The following is a 22,362-nucleotide window of genomic DNA, read 5'->3' as shown; positions in this document are numbered from 1 at the left end:
TTATTTATTTGCAATATTATATATTTATCACAAAAAAAGGCTAACACCGAAATGTTAGCCTTTATTATATCATTTTCTACAAACAATTAGTTCATTGAAATTGGTTTAAACTTTGTTAAGTTAATACCTTCAACTGCAGTTTTGTACTCTTCGATAGAAGGAATACGTCCTAAAATCGCTGATAAAACAACTACTGGAGTTGATGCTAATAAAGATTCTCCTTTTTTACCATCACGGTCTTCAACCACACGACCTTGGAATAAACGTGTAGATGTCGCCATTACTGTATCTCCTTTTGCTGCTTTTTCTTGGTTACCCATACATAAGTTACAACCAGGACGCTCTAAGTACATAATGTTTTCGTATTCTGTACGTGCAGTAGATTTTGGTAATAAATCGCTAAACTCAAATCCTGAGTATTTTTGTAACATTTCCCAATCACCTTCCGCTTTCAATTCGTCGATAATGTTGTAAGTAGGTGCAGCAACAACTAAAGGAGCTTTAAACTCAACTTTACCATTCGCTTTTTCTACGTTACGTAACATTTGAGAAACGATTTTTAAATCGTCTTTGTGAACCATACAAGAACCTACGAAACCTAAATCTACGTGTTTATCACCTCCATAGTAAGTTAAATCGCGGATGGTGTCGTGTGTATAACGTTTAGAAACGTCAGCATTGTTTACGTCTGGATCGGCAATCATTGGCTCTTCGATAATATCTAAGTCAATTACAACTTCCGCATAATATTTAGCATTTGCATCTGGAGTTAAAGCAGGTTTAGCACCCGATTTAATTTCTTCGATACGTTTGTTAGCTTTGTCGATTAATCCTTGTAATACTTGGTTTTTGTTATCCATTCCTTTCTCGATCATGATTTGGATACGAGATTTTGCAATTTCTAACGATTGGATTAATGTATCATCTTGAGAAATACAGATAGATGCTTTCGCTTTCATTTCTGCAGTCCAGTCTGTAAATGTAAACGCTTGATCCGCTAATAATGTACCGATGTGTACCTCGATGATACGACCTTGGAATACATTCTCACCATCAAATTGTTTCAACATTTGAGCTTGAGTAGCGTGAACCACATCACGGAAATCCATGTGTTGTTTCATCTCTCCTTTGAATGTTACTTTTACAGATTCCGGAATTGGCATAGACGCTTCACCAGTTGCTAAAGCTAAAGCTACCGTACCTGAATCGGCACCGAAAGCAACACCTTTAGACATACGTGTGTGTGAGTCACCACCAATAATGATTGCCCATTCGTCAATCGTGATATCATTCAATACTTTGTGGATAACGTCAGTCATTGCATGATATTCACCTTTAGGGTCACGCGCTGTAATTACACCGAAATCATTCATAAATTTCATCAATTTAGGAATATTTGCTTGTGCTTTTTTATCCCAAACTGAAGCTGTGTGACATCCTGATTGATAAGCACCATCTACTGTTGGAGCAATCACTGTAGCAGCCATTGCTTCTAACTCTTGCGATGTCATCAAACCAGTTGTATCCTGAGAACCTACGATGTTTACTTTAACACGAACGTCAGAACCAGCATGTAAAACTTTTCCTGGAGTAGATCCAACCGCATTGTTATTGAAGATTTTTTCAACCGCAGTTAAACCTTGACCATCATTTGAAATCTCTTTTGAAGGAGCGAAAACCACAGGAGCTTCGATACCTAAAGTTTGAGCAGCAAATGTTTGGATTTTTTTACCAAAAACGATTGCGTAAGAACCACCCGCTTTGATAAATTCCATTTTTTGAGGAGTCAATGATCTTGAAATATCAATTAACTCTTGATCTCCGTTGTATAATTTTTGCGTTTTTGTATTGATTGTTAAAACAGTACCTGTAGCAACTGAATAAACTTCTTCTAAAACAGGATCCCCCGCTTCGTTACGAACCACATCTCCGTTTGCATCAACTTGTTTTTTCCAGTTTTTCAAATCGATTCCGATACCTCCTGTTACATCAACAGTTGTTAAGAAAATTGGAGAAATTCCGTTTGTACCTGCAACAATTGGCGCAATATTTACGAAAGGAACGTAAGGCGATGCTTGTTTTCCTGTCCATAAAGCCACGTTGTTAACACCTGACATACGAGAAGAACCTACTCCCATTGTACCTTTTTCAGCGATTAACATCACAGAAGCATCTGGATGTTGCGCTTGTAACGCTTTAATTTCAGCTTGAGCAGCAGGTGTAATCATACATTGACCGTGCAATTCTCTATCAGAACGAGAGTGCGCTTGGTTACCTGGAGATAATAAATCCGTAGAAATATCACCCTCAGCAGCGATGTACGTTACTACTTTAATTTCTTCTGCAACTGCTGGCAATTCTGTAAAGAACTCTGCTTTTGCATAACTTTCTAAAATATCTTTTGCGATTACATTTCCTGCATTAAAAGCATCAGCTAAACGAGCTGTATCTGCATCGTATAAGAAAACTTGTGTTTTAAGAACTTCAGCAGCTTGTTTTGCAATTGCTTCATCATTTCCTAAAGCTAAGTCCAAAAGAACCTCGATAGATGGTCCTCCTTTCATGTGAGATAACAATTCGAATGCAAATGTTGGTGTAATTTCAGCAACTGTAGCTTCTCCTAAAATAATCTCTTTTAAAAATTTTGCTTTTACACCTGCAGCAGAAGTTGTTCCTGGCAACGTGTTATAGATAAAGAATTTAACAGAATCCTCGCGGTATTCGTTGTTAACATCTTTAATTTGATTAATGATTTCACTTAGTAATTCTGCACCATCAATTGGTTTTGGATGTAAACCTTGACCTTTTCTTTCTTCAATCTCGTTAAGATACTCTTGGTAAAGACTCATAATTATCTATCTTTTCTTTTTAATATTAAAGATTGTTTAAAACCAAGCTACTTACACCTGATTTCATCCAATCAAAATGAATTATATAATAACACTTCGCTGTATCGTCACATCTTATGCAAAAATTATTTTCAACAAAAATCATTTTTGGCATAGGTAACCACTGTTATCAGAATACAAACTAAGTATGTAATTTTTTCGAAGGGTAATTTTTAATCATTTAACTCACACAAACTCAACACTCATAAGCATTTGAGTCAGAGTTTTATTCTAAAACTTACATTAACAATCATCTAAACAAATACGCGTTTAGCTATAAATTGGTACACAAAATTACGTTTATAGTAAAGATTTTTCATCAAAGAATGATATATTTTAGTTATATTTCAATAATTTAGAATTATTATAAAAAAGGTCTAAATTTCACTTTAACAATGTTTTAAACGTAAATAAATAGAAGTTAAAAATTAAAAGGTTCTTAAAATATCAACTCCATAATTTTTGGGTCATTTTTTTACGAAATTGAATTATTTCGAAATATTAATAAACATTCAATAATCAATCTTTCAAAATGCTATCAATCGTCTAAACATTCTCAAAAAACAATCAAAAATATTCAATATGAATAAATATTTATGATTATTAATAATTATACAAGTTTAATGAGATATTATGCAACTTTTTACTAACTTTGCGCCCTTAATTCATTATTATAGATATGAAACTTTGGGATAAAGGTTTTACCATTAATGATAAAATCGAAAAATTTACTGTTGGAAAAGACAGAGAATTAGATGCTCATCTTGCGAAATACGATGCATTAGCGTCGAAAGCGCAGGCAAATATGCTGGCAAAAACAAGTTTGATTACCAATGAAGAAAATGATGCGTTGCAAATTGCTTTGGATGAAGTTTTGGTTCTGATTGCGGAAAATAATTTCGAAGTCGACGAAAATTTCGAAGATATACATTCAAAAATTGAAGCTTATTTAATTGAAAAAACTGGCGATGCTGGAAAAAAAATTCACGTTGCACGTTCTCGAAATGATCAAGTTTTGGTTGCAATTCAACTTTTTAAGAAAGAGTATTTAAAACATACAACTGAAAAAATTGTCAATTTAATTGAGATTTTCTTACAAAAAGCAGACGAATTCAAGAATCATCAATTACCAGGATACACACATTTTCAGGCGGCAATGCCAAGTAGTTTTGGAATGTGGTTTTCGGCATATGCAGAAAGTTTGTTGACGGATTTATACTTTTTTGAGGCTGCATATAAAATTTCTGATCAAAATCCTTTGGGTTCTGGTGCAGGTTTCGGAACAAGTTTCCCAATTGATCGTTTGCAAACAACACAAGAATTAGGTTTTTCAGAAATCTTAGTTTCTTCTGTTGGTGCACAAATGCTTCGTGGAAAAACAGAAAAATCTGTCGCAACAGCTTTGGCAATGATTTGTGGAACGTTGTCTAAAATGTCGTACGATTTGGTTTTATACAATTCACAAGATTTAGCTTTTGTGAAGTTGCCAAACGAAATGACAACAGGTTCATCGATTATGCCGCACAAGAAAAACCCAGATGTGTTTGAGTTAACTCGTGCGCATTGCAATAGAATTCAGGCGTTGCCGAATGATATTATGATGACGATCAATAATCTTCCAAGTGGATATCACCGTGATTATCAAATATTGAAAGAAATATTATTCGAACCAATGATGCAATTTGATAATATTATTGACATCTTAACATTTGCGATTCCTCAACTTCAGATTAAAGATAACTATATGAATCAGGATAAATATGATCCGATTTATACCGTTGAAAATATTAATGAAGCGATTAAGAATGGAACACCTTTCCGTGATGCTTACAAAGAAGTTGGTTTATCTGTAGAAAATGGAACATATATACCACACAAAGAATTTCAGACTTCGCATATCGGAAGTATTCATAATTTGAGATTGGATTTAATTTCAAATAAAATCGAAAAATTCAAATTAGAAGCACAAGTTTTAAAATAAACACTTGTAATAAGTCAAAAATCATCCTCAAAATTATAGAAATTGAGGATTTTTTTGTTCTATAAATTTTATAATTTCGGAAAATTTCAACGTTTAAATAATTGATATATTGTTTTTTGTAAAATAAAAAGTGTTTTACAAAATAATTACAATCATTTTTTATTATATCAGGTCAAAATCATTCTAACTTTGACATATCAAATTAATCGATTAAAATTTAAAAAGATGAAAAAATTTTTCGCAGTAGTTGCAGTAGCAGCTTTATCATTAGGAGCAGTATCTTGTGGAGAGAAAACTGAAGAAGCACCAGTAGAAGAAGCACCAGCTACAGATTCAGCTACAGCAGTAGTTGATTCAGCAGTAGTTGACTCTGCAGCAGCTCCAGTAGCTGATTCAGCAGCAGTAGCAGCTCCAGCAGCAGATTCTACAGCAGTTGCTAAATAATTTATAGCGAAGCTAAAATATAAATGCGCTCAACTAGGTTGAGCGCATTTTTTATGTTATAAATTCATCATGAATCTTAAAGTAGATTTCCGTCAAATTTTCCTGATTGTATTTTTTTATCAAGTTCTGCTTGAATATCCTCTAAAACAGGGCGAACAGTAGATTCTGGAATATCAGAAACTCTAATATACATTAAGCCATCAATTGCATCATTAAATTTTGGATCAACATTGAAAGCAATAACCTTTGCATTTTGTTTAATATATTTTTTGATCAAAACTGGCAAACGCAACATATTTGGCTCAAGCTCATCGATTAATTTGTCAAACTTATTCAAATCAGCTTCAGATTCATCGAAAATAAATTCTTTATCTTCCTCTTTCAGCTTAACTTTAAATTCATTTTTTGCTCTCACATATTGCGCTACAGTAGAATCATAATAATGAGATTTCATAAATTCGATCATCAACGATTTTGAGAAATCAGAAAACTGATTACTAATACTCACTCCTCCAATAATAAATTTCTGATTTGGATTTCTCAACGTGACATGCACAATTCCTCTCCATAATAAAAACAATGGCATCGGTTTTTGTTGATACTCAGCTGAAACGAAAGCACGTCCCATTTCGATACATTTCTTGAAGAAAGGATGAATTTCTGGATCAAAATTGAATAATTCATGAACATAAAATCCATTAATTCCATATTTTTCGTATACCTCAGAACCAATCGCCATACGATATGCTCCAACAATTTTATTGGTATCCTTATCCCATAAAAATAAATGATGATAATGATTATCGAAGCGATCAAGGTCAATTTCATCATTTGTACCTTCACCAATTGCACGGAAAGTTATCTCGCGTAAACGACCAATTTCTCTTAATATATTTGGAATTTGTTGAGCTGTAGAAAAGAAACATTCGTAATTATTATTCGTAAATAATAATGCTTGTTCATCTTTTCGTAAAGTCTCAATATCTTGAATTAATAAGCCTAAAGCAGTTTCCGAAATAATCGGCTTAACCTTTTTGTTAGAAGAAGATAAGCTTGGTAAATTCGGAATTTTCAACTCAATATTCGAAGGGTTTTTCAAGACTTGAGTTAAACTTCTTTTTTGTTTGTAATATGACGAAAGCATGTACGTTTTCTTTCTCAAAAACTCAGAATAATCTTCTATAGACACATGCTCGTCTTGTTGTTTCTGTAAAATTGGTTTTCCAATACGAATCTGAATTGGACGTGTTCTTTTCTTCATCATTTCAGCTGGCAACATTGCCGTTTGAAAATCTGGATGAATCTTCGCCACACGATAAAAAATATTACTATTTCGTGCTCTGAAAAACATTGGAACAACAGGAACTTTCGCTTTTTTGATCAACTTCATCGCTGATTCTTGCCATTCTCTGTCGATAATCTTGCTATCTTCATCACGATAAGAAACTTCGCCCGCAGGAAAAATTCCTAAACAACCTCCAGCTCTTAACAATTTTAACGCATCGCGCATTCCTGAAAGGCTACTGTAAGCATCTTTACGAGTTTCGAAAGGATTAACTGGGATAATCATCGGTTCTAATGGTTTAATTTTTTGCAATAAAAAATTACCCATCACCTTGAAATCAGGACGAATTTTTGACATAAAATGCATCAAAATAATTCCGTCCAACGCACCAAGCGGATGATTAGAAATAATAATAAAAGGTCCTTCTTTTGGAATACGTTTCAAATCTTCTTCATGGATTTCGTAATCCATTCCTAAATCATCAATCAAATAATCCAAAAAAGGTTCGCATTGCAAATGCTTTCCACGATTGTACAAATCGTTTAACTGATCTATACTGAAAATTTTTTTCAATGCCCAAGCCACAGGTTTTCCTAAAACACCAATTTTAGAAAGACCCGAAGCTGAATAGATATCTTGTGTCGTGATTAAACTCATTTAAGCTTTAACAACTATTTGTAATGTTTCGCGCACTGTTTGTCGCAATAATTCTTTTTCTTTTGAAACAACTTTGTCAGAATCTGCATCGAAATGGCGAATTGTGTACAATAAAACATTGTTTTCTTCCTGCACTTTATACTCTTCGTTCATATCTGCAACAAACTTTTCTAAGTTGTCATATTTATCCTCCAAACATAAAGATAATGAAATTGCTGAATTTTGCATCAAATTTACTTTGATTTGATAATCATATAGTTTATTGAAAATTCCGCTCAATTTATCTTCTGTAATAAAAGAGAAATCTTTACTTGATAAACGAATCAAATGTTGCTCTCTTTTTAGGATAAAACAAGGTACTTTTGGATCTAATGGTTGACCTTTCGCTACCTCTGTTCCTGCTTCTGTAGGATTAATAAATGATTTTACGAAGAAAGGAATTTCTTTTTGTTGAAGCGGCTGTAACGTTTTCGGGTGAATAACAGATGCACCATAATACGCCAATTCTATCGCTTCTTCATAAGAAATATGATTTAACAACTCTGCATTCTCGAAATAACGAGGATCAGCATTCAAAACTCCTGGAACATCTTTCCAAATCGTCATGCTATCCGCATTTAAACAATATGCAAAAATTGCCGCAGAATAATCTGAACCTTCACGTCCTAAAGTTGTAGTGAAAAAGTTAGGATCAGAACCTAAGAAACCTTGTGTAATAAATAAACCTGTGTTTGGTAAACGTTTAATACTTTCTTCTGTTAATGTCCAATTTACTTTTCCTTCACGATATGTATTATCTGTTTTGATATAATCGCGAACATCTAACCATTCGTTATTAATTTGTATCGAATTAAGATACATACTAATGATTTTTGTCGAAATTAACTCTCCACAACAAACCACTTGATCGTATACATAGCTATAATTTGGTGATTTGTTACGTCTTAAAAACGAGACGATATCATCAAAAAATTGTGAAATTTCGTTAGAAACCTCAGCTGGATTATCAAATAATTCTGTCGCTAAAGCAATGTGCTGTTCTTTTACTTCGTTAATTGTTTTTTCGAAATCTTGTTTTTCAAAATAGCGTTTGACTACCTCTTCCAATGCATTTGTTGTCTTGCCCATAGCAGAAACAATGATACATGTATTTTCGTAACCAACAGATTGCAATAAACTCGCAACATTTCTAACGCCGGCTGCATCTTTCACCGAAGCACCACCGAATTTGAAAACTTTCATTTCTATAAAAACTTTTTTTTGTAAATATTTAACTTGCAAATATAACCAAACTACACTTTATATGTTGACCGATTTTAATTAAAATAAAAAATAAATTTGAATGATGATTTTCACGTATTTAGATTAATTTCAAACGTTTGAAATGATATAAAATTGAGTTATTATTCCGATATTTGACCAGCAAAACATAATTATGAATACAAATTCTCATCAAACTCTTGGAGAGTTTATCATAGAAAATCAAGCAGATTTTATTTACTCATCCGGAGAATTATCTAGATTACTGAGTTCTATTAAATTAGCTACAAAAGTTGTTAATTATAAAGTAAACAAAGCAGGACTTGTAAATATCTTAGGCGAATTCGGAAATGAAAATGTCCAAGGAGAAAAACAACAAAAATTAGATGTTTTCGCAAACGATACGTTTATCGAAACGTTGTCGCAACGCGAAGTTGTTTGTGGTATTGCTTCGGAAGAAAACGAAGATTTTATCGCGATTCAACCTTCAAAAAATTCAAAAAACAGTAAATATGTTGTGTTGATTGATCCACTTGATGGCTCATCAAACATCGACGTAAATGTTTCTGTTGGAACAATTTTCTCTATCTACCACCGTGTTTCTGAACCTGGAACACCTGTTACAAAAGAAGATTTTTTACAACCAGGTAACAAGCAAGTTGCTGCGGGATATGTGATTTACGGAACATCGACAATGTTGGTTTACACAACAGGAAATGGTGTAAATGGATTTACATTAAACCCAGGAATCGGAACGTTCTATTTATCTCATCCAAATATGTGTATTCCAGAAGATGGACACATTTATTCAGTTAACGAAGGTAATTATGTAAAATTCCCTCAAGGGGTTAAAAATTACATCAAATACTGTCAGGCAGATGAAGAAGATCGTCCTTATACTTCTCGTTACATTGGTTCTTTATGCTCAGATTTTCACCGTAACATGCTGAAAGGAGGAATTTATATTTATCCTTCTGGAACAAATAATCCGAACGGAAAATTACGTTTATTGTACGAATGCAACCCGATGGCTTTTATCGCGGAACAAGCAGGAGGAAAAGCTTCTGACGGTTTCCAACGCATTATGGATATTGAACCTACAGAATTACACCAACGTATTCCTTTCTTTTGCGGATCGAAAAATATGGTCGAAAAAGCAGAAGAATTTATGCGAAATGAAGAATTGAAATAATCATTTCAAAAAACATAAATAATAAAAAATCCGCTCGATGAGCGGATTTTTTATTATCTAAACATCCAATTAAGGAATTGCAATACCTGGATAATTCCCTGGGTAAACATGTCTTAAAGTTGAATGATATTTTTTATTGATTGCATCAGCAAACATATTTGCGACAATTGCATATCCAGTTCCTGTTAAGTGAACTCCATCTAATGAGAACGCTCCACCAGAAACGAAAGTTGTTGTATATGTTTGTCCGTAATATTTAATCCCTGATTGAGAACTTAATTTTTTCATTTCAGAATATGTATCAACTAAAGCTAAATTATAAGCAGTTGCTAATTCAGCAATTGCTGCATTGTATTTAACTACAGCTGCTTCTGCTTTCGCAGTTTCTTTTGCTGTTAATACATAATTATCTGTCATTGGATAACTAACACCTACTACTGCTAATTTACCAGCTTCTTCTTGAGTTAACCCTAACTTCATTAATTCTGCAACTCTATTTGTGTCAACTTTTCCAATTACAGATGAAGAAGTCAAAACCAATAAATCTTTTGCTGTTGCTTGACGAGCTTGTCCATAAGTAATTCCAAACAAAGTTGCAGTACCAGTATCATATCCTGCTTTAATTAATGCAGCAGTAATCGTTGTTGATAAATCCGCTAAATCTTTATCTTTAATTACTACAGCACTTGCAGCAGTCTTAGAAAAAGAAATTTTTCTTTCTGAAGCACCAACTGCATCAAATACTTGATTTAATCCTGCATAAGTTGCATTCAATTCATCAATCATTGGTGCAAAACTTGGATTTGCTGGTGATAAAGGTGCGTATGGAACCGTTGTAAAATATGGAATAGATGTTACAGAAGGAATATTTGCAATAACTCCTTTTGCTCCTACCGATGTTAATGCTTTTAATCCATCATTAATTGTAGATTTTACCACATTTACATTAGAAATATCATTACTTCCATAAGTTCTTGGATCAACATTATTTGTTTCATTATGATCTACTCCAACTCCTCCAGATGTTGCATAACCTAATACATCATTGTTCCCAATCCAATAAGAGAAAAATGTTGGCTTTTGAGCAACTGCATCTGCAACTACAGAAGTTGTCGCACCACTTGCAAAACGTACAAAATAAGGATTCGCTGTTGCTGGATCAGTTTTTAAGCCTGCTGGATTTCCATAACCTGGCGCAACTAAATGATAAGACTTAGCACCTGGAACTCCCATATTTTGGAATTTTCCTTTATCCGCTAAAAAATCCAATGCCGCTCCGGGAGCACTTGGCACAGGAGTTAAAGCTCCATTTACTATTTGTAAACTTAATTTTCCCGGAAAGCCAGGTAAATCTGTAAATCCACCTGTATCATTTGGCATATAAGGAGTTGTAAATTCTCCTCCACCTGCAGCTTTCATTAATCCGGCTAACATATTCGGATAAGAATTTTCTTGACCAGAACGGTACAATGCATTGTCTCTATAACCAGAAGTTAACGAGTTTCCTAACGCAATATATTTTTGAAAGTCAGCTTCACCTGCTGTTACTTTAATGTCTTCAACCGGATTGTCAAAATCCTGATCACAGCTAAACATCGTAGCAGCTAAAGCAACTAATACTATTTTATTTAAATGTTTCATGTTGTAGTGTTATTTAAGGTTATACGTTAGTCCTAAACCAAAGTTAATTGCACGCATCTTCACATCTCCTGAGAAGTTTTGCTCGATGTTGTCAATATGTCTCTCATCTCCCTGTACATAAGAACCAAACAGATCTAAATAAAATCCATTGTTAAATTTAAATCCTAAACCTGCAGAAACAGAGTTTAAATTAGAACTTGGTGTTTCTGAAGACCAGTATGCTGCCGGAACAGGTGATTTATCGTGGTAATACCCAACACGTCCTACAATCATATCATTGAATGTATATTCAGCTCCAAAACGGAATAATGTATTGTCTTTCCAGTTTTTCGTAGAAGATGATGTGTAGAAAGTATTAGAAGCATCATTATATAAATTGATATCTAAACTTTTGTAACGTGTCCAGTTTTGCCAAACTACATCTCCAAAAAGTTCTAATTGTGGTAAAACTTTGTACGACATTCCAAATGTAAACTCAGATGGTAACGGTAAAGTTGTATTCCATTTATCTGTATTGAAAGGTACATTAGATGCAATTCCAGAAGGAACATTCGACCATGTAACATCACCTTTGTTTGCAGAAATATCTACATTAGAACGATATGCAATTCCAACTCCAAATTTATCTGTTGGCTTGAACATTGCTCCAACATTAAATCCTAAACCATGAGCATCTTTATCCTCTAATTTAAGTTTAATATCATTTCCAGCAACTGTTTGCACTTTCTCTAATTTAGCTGTTCCGTGTGTATAAATGAAACCTACCCCCAAACTAAACCAATCAGAAAAACGATATGCAACCGTTGGCTGAATATTGAATGCTTTCAAGTCAATATGCGTGATATTCGCTTTATTCTGCCAATCTTCCGGCCAGGTAACCGAACTTCCAAACGGTGTCGTTACGCTTATCCCTACCGCTAAGTCATCAACAGGTTTGTAACTCACCGCTAAATACATTGGTGTTCCCAATTTACTATCCGTTTCAGCTTTTTGCAAAGTTGTCGGGTCTTGCCATTTTACGTCAGTTTTCACACCAAAACCTCCGACAGCAATACTCAATTTACTGTCTACGAAAGCTAATCCGGCAGGGTTATAAAACGCCACACTCGCATCACGAGTCTGCGTCGCAGAAGTTCCTCCCAAAGCAGCTTGGCGAACTCCCTGTAAAGCAACACGGTAACCTCCTGCAAATGCAGATGTAGATAAGCCGATAAATGCTAATGTTAAGAAAATTTTCTTCATATTTTTTGTTCGTTTTTAATAATACCTTCTAACAAAAATAACATAATTTTATAATAATGTTATGTTAACATAATAAATTTTAAAAAAATCTTTATTCTTAAGGCTTTCAGCCATAATAATACTTGTGTAAAATATACACTATTGATAAATTTCTTTAATTTTTTCAGATATAATGTATCCTTCAGACCAACATGCCTGAAAATTAAATCCTCCTGTAATAGCATCAATATTTAACACTTCTCCTGCTAAAAATAAATGCGGTAGCTTTTTCGCTTGCATCGAATGAAAATCAATTTCTTTTAAATCTACCCCTCCAGCTGTTACAAATTCATCCTTGAATGTACTTTTTCCATTTATCTGATACATTCCTTGTGTCAATTCAATCGCAATTGCTTCCACTTGTTTCTTTGATAAATCTGCATACACTTTGTTTTCATCTACACGGCAATAATTTAGAATACTGAACCAAAAACGTTTCGGAAAATCGAACGGGTTATTCTTATGAACATTCTTTTTTGCATCAGCCTGTTTCTTATCATTTAAGAAAGAAATCACTTCATCTTTGGATTGATTCACAAAGTTAATTTCAGCTTCGAATTTATAATTGCTTTCATTCAATTTTAAAGCACCCCAAGCCGATAATCTCAAAATCGCTGGTCCACTAAATCCCCAATGCGTAATTAGTAACGGACCTTCTTCTTCTAATTTTTGTTGATTGATTTTGACTTCAGCATTATCGAAAGAAATTCCCATCAATCCTTCAATTCGAGGATCTTTGCAATTAAACGTGAATAAAGAAGGAACTGGTTGAACGATTTTCAAACCTATATTTTTCAAACTTTTCCAAAATTTAGGCGTACTTCCTGTTGTCACAATCACCGTTTCGAAAAAATGTTTTCCTGATTTTGTTATCAATTCATAACCACCATCAACTTTATTAATTTCTTGCACACCGTCTGAGAAATTAAGCTGAACTTTATTTTTATCAACCGCTTTTGTCAAAGCCTCTATAATCGAAAGTGAAGAATCGCTAACTGGAAAAATACGGTTATCGTCTTCTATTTTCAATTCTACTCCGCGCTCATCAAACCAAGCCATTGTATCACCCGGTTGAAACGTGTAAAAAACACTTAATAATTCCTTTCTTCCACGCGGATAAAACTCGACCAAATCAAGCGGATCAAAACATGCATGCGTAACATTACATCTTCCTCCGCCCGAAATGCGTACTTTTTGAAGCGGTAAATTTGCTTGTTCAAACAATATAGTTTGTTGTCCTACAGTTTTTCCAAGGTTTGCAGCAACAAAATATCCTGCGGCACCACCTCCTACTATGGCTATTCTTTTCACGAGACAAAGGTAAAGTTTTATTTTTAACAGAATTTTTGATAAAAAAAGGAAATGTTTTCACATCTCCTTCTAAACTTTTTGTTCATGAAAAACGAACAAAGGTGTAATATTTTTATTTGCAATTTTCTTTGTAAATCCTGGTGAAAAAATTTTATCAAAAAACCCTTTATTGCGACTCACAACCGTCAACAAATCGATTTGTTTTTCCTTGATAAAATCCAACACCGCATTTACAGGATCTGCATCATGATAAACTTCGAATACAATTGGATCTCCAGCAAACTGATCTTGCCAATCTTTCATCGCTTGTTGATTAAATTTTCCGTCTTTCGAAACGTGCATACAATGAATTTTTGCATGATGACGATTTGCAATCTCAATCAAATACTTCAACGCATCTTTATCTTTTTGATCAAAAACAGTCGTAAAACCAATATTTTTAAATCCTTTGAAAGACATTCCGTGCGGAACACTAAGAATCGGAACTTTCATCGATGTAATCGCATTTATCGTATTCGAACCGAAAAGCATTTTCTCAATTCCTGAATTTCCATCCGTTCCCATCACTACAAAATCAACGCTTTCTTCACCAATAATTTCGCGTAGAATGTATAAGAAATTTCCTTCTTCTAAAATAAATTTGATTGGAATTTCATTCAAACCATTATCATCAGCAATTTGTCTTAGTTGCGGAATATTATCTTTAAAGTTATCGAAACTTCCTAATTCTACCGTTTCATATACATTCTGAATCAATCCAGCACTCAAACTTCCAGTAATCATTGGCAATTCGTAAACATGCAACACATAAACTTGTGCATCGATACTTTTTGCAAGATTTAGTGCATATAAGAAGGCGTTATTGGCAGTTTCTGAGAAATCTGTTGGGAACAATATTTTTTTCATCTTTTCGTGTTTTGTACTCAAAAGTTACGAATAATTTCATTTCAACACGAAAAAAGCTCAATCTATTTCTACAGATTGAGCTTTGTATATTCAGTATAAATTATCTTATTCGTGGAAAACAAACAAAGGCACGTTGTGTTGCGTCAAAATTTTCTTTGTAAAACTTGGTGAAAATAATTTCTCGAAGAAGCCTTTGTTACGGCTGACTACTGTCAACAAATCAATTTTTTCTTCTTTGATAAATTCCAAAACTGCATCAACAGATTCATCCGCAGTATAGATAGAAAAATCTACAGGTTCATCTTTATAATATTCTTTCCAATGATTTAGCGTCGGAATATCATAATTTCCATCTTTCGAAACGTGTAAGCAATGCACTTTTGCTTTATAGCGATAAGCAATTTCGGTTAAATAATCTAAGGCTTTGCGGTCTTTATCTTGGAAAATTGTCGTAAATCCAATATTATTTATTCCTTTGAATTCGTAACCATTTGGCACGCTCAATACCGGAATTTTAAGATGTTTTATTGCATTCATCGTATTCGAACCAAAAAGGACTTTATCAAATCCTGTATTTCCAGTCGTTCCCATTACTACAAAATCCACTTTTTCATCTTCGATAAATGTTGGCAATACAAACGAAAGCATTCCTTCTTTTACGAAAAATTTCAAATCAACATTTGCAAAACCATTGTCCTCAGCCATTTTTCTCAAGAACGGAATATGATCTTTTAAATTCTCGAAATTATTTAATTCAATTGTATTATAAACATCTTGCAAAATACCAGCATCGATTCCTCCACTTACCATTGGATACTGAAAAGCATGCAAAACATATAATTCTGCATTTTGATTTTCGGCTAAATTTAACGCATACAAAAACGCATTATTTGCTGTTTCTGAAAAATCTGTTGGAAATAATATTTTTTTCATAATCTGTCTGTTTAATAGCTTTTTAAAGATACAAATTATTAAATATCTATATTTTAATTTGATGTTAAATCTTATTGTTTTTTATTATTTACGATGATTAAAAATATTATCATTTTCGTATAAATAGTAATCCGTAACTTTGTACCTTAAATAATTTTTCAATTCATGAATAATAAATATTTTCAAAAAACCATTATTCGATGGTCAGATTTGGATGCTAATCGCCATTTAGCGAACGCTTCGTATATGAATTTTACAAGTTTTGCACGTATTGCTTTTTTGAGAGATTATGGCATTTCGATGAAAAATTTGGAGGAATATGGAATTGGACCAGCTATTTTGCACGAACAATTTTCTTTTTTTAAGGAAGCTATGGAAGGTGAAGAAATTTATATTTCGGTAGAAATTGGTGGAATGTCGGAAGATGGAATGATTTATCAATTTATTCATAATTTATATAACCAAGATGGTGTACATCTTTGCCATTCTGAATTGACAGGTGTTTGGTTTTCGATGTCGAAAAGAAAAATGCAAGCACCACCAACAGAAATGTTAGAAAATATTAAAAAATCATTTGAAGGACAAACCGTCAAAACAATGTCGAAACAGGACATTATCAATTTACCTTTTCGTTCAGAAAATATAGATCCTTCAATCTTTACTCAAAAATAAAATCATGTTAGAAGATAAAAACGTTTCAAAAACAAGTTTAGCCGAAATTGGAGAATTTGGTTTAATTAACCAAATCAAAGAAGGTTTTCCAATCAAATTAGAAAGTTCTATCAAAGGAATTGGTGACGATGCGGCTGTTCTTGATTATAAAAAAGAGAAAATTGTGGTTTCTACTGATATGTTAGTAGAAGGCGTAAATTTTAGCTGGTCGTATATGCCTTTACGTCACTTGGGGTACAAAGCGGTTGTGACGGCAATTAGTGATATTTTGGCGATGAATGCTATTCCAAAACAATTGTTGATTTCGATGGCAATTTCGAATCGTTTTACGATAGAAGCTGTGGACGAAATTTACAACGGAATGAAATACGCTTGCGATAAATACAATATCGATATTGTGGGAGGCGATACAACTTCTTCTGTTAGCGGACTTGTTTTGAGTATGACTGCAATTGGCTCGGCTCCAGAAAAAGATTTGACTTATAGAAATGGTGCGAAGGAAAATGATTTGGTTGTTCTTTCTGGAGATTTAGGTGCTTCTTTTCTTGGTTTGCAAGTTTTGGAACGCGAAGCGCAAGTTTCAAAAGTGAATCCTAATAATCAACCAGATTTCGAAAATTATTCATATTTAATTGAACGTCAATTAAAACCTGAAGCGCGTTTGGATATTATCAATCTTTTGAAAGAGTTGAAAGTTAAACCAACTTCTATGATTGATATTTCGGACGGATTATCTTCTGAAATTATTCATATCTCAAAAGAAAGTGGTGTTGGAATTAATATATACGAAGAAAAAATCCCGTTAGATTCTGTTGTTATTCGCACAGCCGAAGAATTCAAAATCAATCCAATCACATGTGCTTTAAGCGGTGGAGAAGATTACGAATTATTGTTTACAATTGATCAAAAAGATTTTGAAAAAATCAAAGGAAATCCACATTTAACGGTAATTGGTCATGTAACTGGTAAAAACGAAGAAAACTATTTGATTACTCGTGGAAGTGAGCAAATGGTTCCATTAACTGCACAAGGTTGGGGAGTTGAAACGGAAGACGAAGAGTAGTTTTAGACTGAATTTATTTCAGTTTCTCATCAAATATAAAATCAAAAAAGCATTCAAGGAATTGAGTGCTTTTTTGGTTGAAATAAGTTGTATTTTAGTTCTATTAATTAACTAGTTATGAAATACTTTTTACTTTCATTTATTCTATTTTTTTGTTCATGTTCATCAACATTCAATTCTGTTTATAAAGACAAACAACTTCAAAAAACGATAGATGTATTTATTGAATTAGGCGAAAAAGATTCTAAAAACAACAAAATGGATAAATTTTTATTAATGAAGCTTTCTAAAACAGATCCAGAAAAAGAAATATATTTTTCAAATTTTGGTATAGAAGTTATGTTTTATGAGAAAAAACTTCCTTTTATTATTCCTCCCCATGAGTATTCTCAATTTGAGTATAAAGGTTATTCTATTATAATTATTGACTCTAATCACATTAATTTTAAAAAATATTCATTTTTAAAACCTGTTAAATCAGAAGAATTAAAGACTTTAGATTCTGAGAATATGTTTTCATATAATCCAACAACTTTTGCAATATTTTTTGATAAAAAAGGAGTTATACAGTTTATTGATCCAATGTACAGAAGAAAATCTCTTCGAGAAATGTTACTTAAACAAAATATAAAAATTAATCTTAAATCAAAAGATGTATATAACGAAAACGCTATAGGGATTGATTAGTTTTTAAGAACAAAAAAAGCTCGAACCAATAAGTTCGAGCTTTTATATTGTTAGCATTTTCGCTGTCGAATTATCAATTAAGATAATGGTTCAACTGAAACGTAAGATCTATCGTTACGTTTTTTAGTGAAAACTACTTTTCCGTCAATTAAAGCGAATAATGTGTGATCTTTACCGATTCCTACATTATCACCAGGATGATGTTGAGTACCTCTTTGACGAACAATAATGTTACCAGCGATTGCTGCTTGTCCACCAAAAATTTTAACACCTAAACGTTTCGAATGTGATTCACGACCATTTTTCGAACTTCCGACCCCTTTCTTATGTGCCATTTCGTTTTGTTTTTAAGAGTTAATAATTAATCTCAGCTCAATCTTAACCGATTGAAGCTACTTCAATTTTAGTGAATTGTTGACGATGACCGTTAGACTTTTGGTAACCTTTTCTTCTTTTCTTTTTGAAAACGATTACTTTGTCTCCTTTCACGTGTTCAACGATTTTAGCTACTACGGTAACTCCTTCTATAACTGGGGCGCCGACAGTGATTGCTCCGTTATCTGTTAATAAAACACGGTCGAATTTTACTTCGTCACCTGCTTCACCAGCTAAACGGTTTACAAACAATTGTTGGTCTTTTTCAACTTTGTATTGAAGCCCTGCTATCTCTACAATTGCGTACATAAATTAATGTTTATAAATGAAAATTGAGTGCAAAGATAATCAAAATTTTGAATTTAGATACTTGAATTCATTGAAATTTAATTAGAAAGATAAAAAAACTATGACATATCTTCTATTTGGATTAATTAAAAATAAGTATCTTTGCCTTTGAGATAATTCATAGATAGATTGGTAGAAATGATTGAAAATTATTCTTTAAAAGATTTAAAAATTGGCGAACAAGCAGTTGTAACAGGGTTTAGTACCGAAGATATTCCTGCAAAGTTTTATGAAATGGGCTTTATTCCTGGAACAAGTTTATTGGTAAAAAATAAGGCTCCGTTTGGTGGTCCTATTTGCATCAGTATCATCTCTAACAAGTCTGTTTTAGCTTTAAGAAGAAACGAAGCCGATAAAATTTTGATAACAAAAAAATAATGAATCATTATAAAATTGCCTTAATTGGTAACCCAAATGTTGGTAAAACTTCGTTATTTAATAAATTAACAAATCTTCGTCAAAAAGTTGGGAATTATCCTGGTGTGACGGTAGAAAAGCGCGAAGGTAAAATAGAACGAAATGGAAATAAATTCCAAATTACAGATTTTCCCGGAACGTATACAATTTATCCAAGTTCTTTGGATGAAGAAATTGTATTCAAAACTTTAGGAGACAAAACCAATAGTCATTACCCAAATTTAGCAGTTGTTATTGGTGAGCCATCTAATCTAAAACGATCGATTTTGTTGTATCAACAAGTTCGAGATTTAGACGTTCCTGCAATTTTTGTCATCAATATGAAAGATGAAATCAAAAGCAAGGGACTTAATATTGATTTGAAAAAGTTAGAAGATTTTCTTCAAACAAAAATATACTTAACAAACGCGCGTACAAGCGAAGGAATTGATGAATTAGTAGAAGCTTTTACAAAAGACGCAACTCCATATAATCGTCATTACGAAATTCCGAAAGAGTATCTTTCTATTGTAGAAAAAATCAAGAATGAATTTAATCTTAAATCTGATTATTTAGCTTGGCAATATCTTTCACAGAAAGAAGTTCCGTTCGAATCGAAAGAAAATCTAAGTAAATTAGATACAATTAAAAAAGAAAATTCTATTGTTTCGAAACGATTACAAGTCAAAGAAGCCTTAGATCGAAATAAAATTTTAGAGGAAAAATTAAACGATATTATTTCGTATAATTTTGACGGAAATGAAACCTTAACCGATAAAATTGATAAAACATTGATTCATCCAGTTTTTGGATACATCATCTTTTTAGGAATTTTATTATTAATCTTTCAAGCTGTTTATGCGTGGTCTGCACCATTAATGACAATGGTCGAAGATTTATTTGGTTGGATTGACGAAAAAGCAATTAGTTTAATACCTGAAGGACCTATCAACGAAATCATTGGAGGTGCAATAATCCCAGGTATAGAAGGGATTGCCGTTTTCGTTCCGCAAATTGCCATTTTGTTTTTATTCATTTCAATAATGGAAGAAACGGGCTACATGAGCCGCGTGGTTTATTTAATGGACAGATGGTTAAAACCATTTGGATTAAGCGGAAAAAGTGTTGTTCCATTAATTTCTGGAGTTGCCTGTGCCGTTCCTGCAATCATGTCTGCACGTAATATCGAAAATGACAAAGAGCGTCTATTAACGATACTTGTAACGCCTTTTATGACGTGTTCGGCTCGTTTACCAATTTACATCGTTTTAATTGCTTTAGTAATTCCCGACGAACATATTTTTGGATTAAGTTACCAAGCTTTGGCGTTATTTGTGATGTACATTTTAGGTGTTTTAGGCGCATTGGGAAGTGCTATTTTATTGAATTTAATCATTAAAGCAAAACATAAAAGTTACCTAATTTTAGAAATGCCAACATACAAACTTCCTGATTGGAAAAATGTTGGAATTAATGTTTGGGAAAAAACGTTAGGATTTTTAGTTGATGCGGGTAAAATCATATTTGCAATTTCGATTATTCTTTGGGTTTTAGGAACTTTCGGACCTGGAGAACAATTCAGAAATGCAGAAGAAATTGTAACTGCTCATCATCCAAAAATGAATGAAGAAGATTTAGCAAATGAAATTGCTTCTTATAAATTAGAACATTCTTATTTGGGTAGATTAGGGTCAGTTATAGAGCCAGTTGTAGAGCCATTAGGATACGATTGGAAGATGGGAATTGGTTTGATTTCGTCATTCGCTGCGCGTGAAGTTTTTGTCGGAACAATGTCAACGGTTTACAGTTTAGGAGAAGTTGATGTAGAGGACAATGGTCAAAAAGATCGTTTACTTCATCGTATGAAAAATGAGATTAACCAAAACACAGGAGAACCAGCATATAACCTTGCTACAGGAGTTTCGTTGTTGTTATTTTATGCATTCGCAATGCAATGTATGAGTACAATTGCGATCGTAAAACGCGAAACAAATTCTTGGAAATGGACATTGATTCAGACAGGGTTTATGACAGGTTTGGCATATGTAGTTGCATTTATTGCATATCATTTTTTAAAATAATAGTATGGACAATATTTGGATACAATATATTTTTATCGCTTTCCTTTTCGGATTTGCAGTTTGGTATGTTGTAAAATTAATTAGAAACTCATTTAGCTCAAAAGGAGGCGGATGCTCAAAAGGCTGTGGTTGTTCTCCAAGCAAAGATGAATTTCAAAAAAAGGCTAACTCTTAAAAGTTAGCCTTTTTTATTTCAAAATTTCGGAGTATTTTTACAAATAGTATAATCATTGAAAATCAATTATTTTAATGATTATCAATTGGTTTTATTTTATTAATTCGGAATATAAATTTTACAAAAAATGGAAACTTGGTTAATCATTTTATTATTAATTTCAGCGATAATTATCTTAGGATTAATTATTTACTTTGTTTCCAAAAAAACTAAACAATCAACTGAGATTTCTGTCGAAGAAATAAGTTCTGTAAAAGAGATTAAAGAAATTCCTTCTGAACCAATCAAAGAAGAGGTTACAAATAAAATCATTTCTCCAACTCCACCAACAGAGGTTATGATTGAAGAAAAACCAACGAATAACCTTAGCATTTCATCTAAAACCGAGAATGACTTACTTCGAAAATTAGAGTTATTTGAGAAGAATAAAGGCTTTACTAAGAAAGATATTAACCTTGCTTCATTATCAAAACAATTTGAAACGAATACAAAATATCTTTCTGAAATCATTAAAACTCATCGTCAAAAGCAATTTAATTCTTATTTGAATGAATTGAGAGTAAATTATATCGTCAATCGACTTCAAAATGAGCCGAAATACATTAACACGAAAGTAAGCTATTTAGCAAGTGATTGCGGATTTGCTTCTCATAGTACTTTTACAACAACTTTTACTCAAATCATGAATGAATCTCCTTCTGCTTTTATAAAAAGAATTAAAGAGGAACAAAAAAATTCATAATTACGAATTAATGAAGTTTATATAATTGAATTTAAAATATATAA

General features: G+C 32.8%; 20 protein-coding genes. 10 read left to right on the top strand and 10 right to left on the bottom strand.

The genetic code is table 11. The features are described from left to right. Positions 1-86: 86 nt before the first annotated feature. Positions 87-2,849: a bifunctional aconitate hydratase 2/2-methylisocitrate dehydratase gene (locus tag N5D03_RS02945; protein WP_219034265.1), complete on the bottom strand. Its 2,763-nt coding sequence runs from the start codon at positions 2,847-2,849 to the stop codon at positions 87-89. A 718-nt stretch (positions 2,850-3,567) separates the two neighbouring features. Between N5D03_RS02945 and argH the strand changes: the two genes are divergently transcribed. Further along, positions 3,568-4,869, top strand: a complete 1,302-nt coding sequence (argH, locus tag N5D03_RS02940) for an argininosuccinate lyase (RefSeq protein ID WP_280050900.1) — start codon at positions 3,568-3,570, stop codon at positions 4,867-4,869. A gap of 225 nt (positions 4,870-5,094) precedes the next feature. Beyond that, positions 5,095-5,313, top strand: coding sequence for a hypothetical protein (locus tag N5D03_RS02935; protein ID WP_125349919.1), 219 nt, complete (start codon positions 5,095-5,097; stop codon positions 5,311-5,313). Positions 5,314-5,389: 76 nt separating this feature from the next. On the opposite strand, the gene N5D03_RS02930 is transcribed toward N5D03_RS02935, so the two are convergent. Both N5D03_RS02930 and N5D03_RS02925 read right to left on the bottom strand, forming a co-directional pair. After that, positions 5,390-7,255, bottom strand: coding sequence for a lysophospholipid acyltransferase family protein (locus tag N5D03_RS02930; RefSeq protein WP_280050899.1), 1,866 nt, complete (start codon positions 7,253-7,255; stop codon positions 5,390-5,392). After that, positions 7,256-8,497, bottom strand: a complete 1,242-nt coding sequence (locus N5D03_RS02925; RefSeq protein WP_280050898.1) for an aspartate kinase — start codon at positions 8,495-8,497, stop codon at positions 7,256-7,258. A gap of 193 nt (positions 8,498-8,690) precedes the next feature. Between N5D03_RS02925 and fbp the strand changes: the two genes are divergently transcribed. After that, positions 8,691-9,707 (top strand): class 1 fructose-bisphosphatase, encoded by a 1,017-nt coding sequence (fbp, locus tag N5D03_RS02920; RefSeq protein WP_221854420.1) that lies wholly within the window; start codon positions 8,691-8,693, stop codon positions 9,705-9,707. Between the two features lie 69 nt (positions 9,708-9,776). On the opposite strand, the gene N5D03_RS02915 is transcribed toward fbp, so the two are convergent. From N5D03_RS02915 to N5D03_RS02895, 5 genes are all read right to left on the bottom strand, one after another. After that, entirely contained in the window at positions 9,777-11,348 is a 1,572-nt protein-coding gene (locus tag N5D03_RS02915; RefSeq protein ID WP_280050897.1) for a G-D-S-L family lipolytic protein, read from the bottom strand. A 9-nt stretch (positions 11,349-11,357) separates the two neighbouring features. Next, positions 11,358-12,590: an outer membrane protein transport protein gene (locus tag N5D03_RS02910; RefSeq protein ID WP_280050896.1), complete on the bottom strand. Its 1,233-nt coding sequence runs from the start codon at positions 12,588-12,590 to the stop codon at positions 11,358-11,360. 138 nt (positions 12,591-12,728) lie between these two features. Continuing rightward, positions 12,729-13,940 (bottom strand): NAD(P)/FAD-dependent oxidoreductase, encoded by a 1,212-nt coding sequence (locus tag N5D03_RS02905; RefSeq protein WP_280050895.1) that lies wholly within the window; start codon positions 13,938-13,940, stop codon positions 12,729-12,731. A 69-nt stretch (positions 13,941-14,009) separates the two neighbouring features. Further along, complete coding sequence (locus N5D03_RS02900; protein ID WP_280037683.1) at positions 14,010-14,846, bottom strand: universal stress protein; 837 nt, start codon at positions 14,844-14,846, stop codon at positions 14,010-14,012. A gap of 105 nt (positions 14,847-14,951) precedes the next feature. After that, positions 14,952-15,779, bottom strand: coding sequence for a universal stress protein (locus N5D03_RS02895; RefSeq protein WP_038334907.1), 828 nt, complete (start codon positions 15,777-15,779; stop codon positions 14,952-14,954). A gap of 165 nt (positions 15,780-15,944) precedes the next feature. Between N5D03_RS02895 and N5D03_RS02890 the strand changes: the two genes are divergently transcribed. The 3 genes from N5D03_RS02890 to N5D03_RS02880 all read left to right on the top strand — a co-directional run bounded on the left by N5D03_RS02890 (position 15,945) and on the right by N5D03_RS02880 (position 18,201). Next, positions 15,945-16,451, top strand: a complete 507-nt coding sequence (locus tag N5D03_RS02890) for an acyl-CoA thioesterase (RefSeq protein WP_114998316.1) — start codon at positions 15,945-15,947, stop codon at positions 16,449-16,451. Between the two features lie 4 nt (positions 16,452-16,455). Next, on the top strand, positions 16,456-17,514 hold the full coding sequence (thiL, locus tag N5D03_RS02885; RefSeq protein WP_280050894.1) for a thiamine-phosphate kinase: 1,059 nt from the start codon (positions 16,456-16,458) through the stop codon (positions 17,512-17,514). A gap of 117 nt (positions 17,515-17,631) precedes the next feature. Beyond that, a complete protein-coding gene (locus N5D03_RS02880) occupies positions 17,632-18,201 on the top strand; it encodes a hypothetical protein (protein WP_180905673.1) in 570 nt (189 codons plus the stop codon). A gap of 77 nt (positions 18,202-18,278) precedes the next feature. Here N5D03_RS02880 and rpmA read toward each other — a convergent pair whose 3' ends face one another. Together rpmA and rplU are read right to left on the bottom strand one after the other, a co-directional pair. Further along, positions 18,279-18,536, bottom strand: a complete 258-nt coding sequence (rpmA, locus tag N5D03_RS02875; RefSeq protein ID WP_038334883.1) for a 50S ribosomal protein L27 — start codon at positions 18,534-18,536, stop codon at positions 18,279-18,281. A gap of 43 nt (positions 18,537-18,579) precedes the next feature. Then, entirely contained in the window at positions 18,580-18,885 is a 306-nt protein-coding gene (rplU, locus tag N5D03_RS02870) for a 50S ribosomal protein L21 (RefSeq protein WP_125349931.1), read from the bottom strand. A gap of 177 nt (positions 18,886-19,062) precedes the next feature. Here rplU and N5D03_RS02865 point away from each other — a divergent pair, with 177 nt between their 5' ends. The 4 genes from N5D03_RS02865 (at position 19,063) to N5D03_RS02850 (ending at position 22,318) form a co-directional block, all read left to right on the top strand. Continuing rightward, on the top strand, positions 19,063-19,302 hold the full coding sequence (locus N5D03_RS02865; protein WP_114998322.1) for a FeoA family protein: 240 nt from the start codon (positions 19,063-19,065) through the stop codon (positions 19,300-19,302). After that, the gene (feoB, locus tag N5D03_RS02860; RefSeq protein WP_219034274.1) at positions 19,302-21,401 is read left to right on the top strand and encodes a ferrous iron transport protein B; all 2,100 of its coding nucleotides are present in this window, start codon (positions 19,302-19,304) and stop codon (positions 21,399-21,401) included. The genes N5D03_RS02865 and feoB overlap by 1 nt, the downstream gene beginning before the upstream one ends. 4 nt (positions 21,402-21,405) lie before the next feature. Continuing rightward, a complete protein-coding gene (locus N5D03_RS02855) occupies positions 21,406-21,576 on the top strand; it encodes a FeoB-associated Cys-rich membrane protein (protein ID WP_125349933.1) in 171 nt (56 codons plus the stop codon). 127 nt (positions 21,577-21,703) lie between these two features. Then, positions 21,704-22,318, top strand: a complete 615-nt coding sequence (locus N5D03_RS02850; RefSeq protein ID WP_114998328.1) for a helix-turn-helix domain-containing protein — start codon at positions 21,704-21,706, stop codon at positions 22,316-22,318. Positions 22,319-22,362: the final 44 nt, after the last annotated feature.

The organism is Empedobacter sp. GD03861, assembly GCF_029840885.1.
GTDB classification, from domain to species: Bacteria; Bacteroidota; Bacteroidia; order Flavobacteriales; family Weeksellaceae; genus Empedobacter; species Empedobacter falsenii_B.
This window is presented reverse-complemented; position numbering and strand designations above follow the sequence as displayed.